This is a genomic window from Streptomyces sp. DH12, assembly GCF_020873895.1.
In the GTDB taxonomy this organism is placed as follows: Bacteria; Actinomycetota; Actinomycetes; order Streptomycetales; family Streptomycetaceae; genus Streptomyces.
In genome coordinates this window covers 1-864 of record NZ_JAHWGT010000166.1, presented here as the reverse complement: position 1 = coordinate 864, position 864 = coordinate 1, and the positions used below count along the sequence as shown (strand labels likewise).

Here is an 864-nt window from a genome sequence, read left to right as displayed (position 1 = left end):
GGCCTGTCCGACGAAGGCAGCGGCACGCGCCCGCATCTCCTCCGCGTGCATCAGCTGTTCGCCCACGTCGCTCACGGGACCACTCCGTTCCGCCGGGATTCGGGGAGAACGTTCGCCCGTTCCCCACGAAGCCCAGCGGATCCGCTCCCGGAAGCGTCACCACTCACGGACGTGCGCAGTGCCACAAGGGCTCGTGCGCCCCCGCAGAGCGACGTGTGCCGGGCGCCCCCTCACGTCCCGGCTCAAGGTGTGAGCACCACCCGGCCGAACACCTCCCCCGCGTCCATCGCGCGGTGGGCGTCCGCCGCCCGGTCCAGCGGCAGCACGTCGTGCACGACGGTCCGCAGCTCCCCGCGCGCGGCCTCGGCGAACTGTTCCGCGCGGACGGCCTGAAGGTCGGGGCCGGGCACGGTGTCGGCGCTGAACGTGGCGAACGTCAGGGACTTGCGGAAGCCGTGCACCAGCCGCATGCCGAAGTCCTCCGGCGGCTGCCCGCCGACGACGCCGACCAGCACGTACCGCCCGTCGGCGTGCAGCGCGTCCAGGGCGTCCGGCAGTCCGGGCCCGCCGACGACGTCGATCACGACGTCGAAGCCGGTCGGCGCGTCCGGGGCGCCGCTCCTGCCGGAGCGGTCCAGCACATGGGTCGCGCCCAGCTCCCGCAGCCGGGCGCCCCGCTCCCCGGACGAGGTGGTGACCGCCACGGCGCCCGCGCCGCTGCGGGCCGCGAGCTGGACCGCCGTGATCCCGATACTGCCCGCCGCCCCGCGCACGAGCACGGGCTCGCCGGGCGCGAAGTGAGCCTTGCGCAGGGCGTAGTGGGCGACGACCCCGGAACCGCCCGGGGTCACCGCGTCCGCTGCG

General features: G+C 75.5%; 1 protein-coding gene. It reads right to left on the bottom strand.

Features of this window, described 5'->3' with window-relative positions:
• Positions 1-242 precede the first annotated feature (242 nt).
• Positions 243-864 (bottom strand): zinc-binding dehydrogenase (locus LPA54_RS33250; RefSeq protein ID WP_228984456.1); only part of this gene is annotated, 622 nt, incomplete at its 5' end.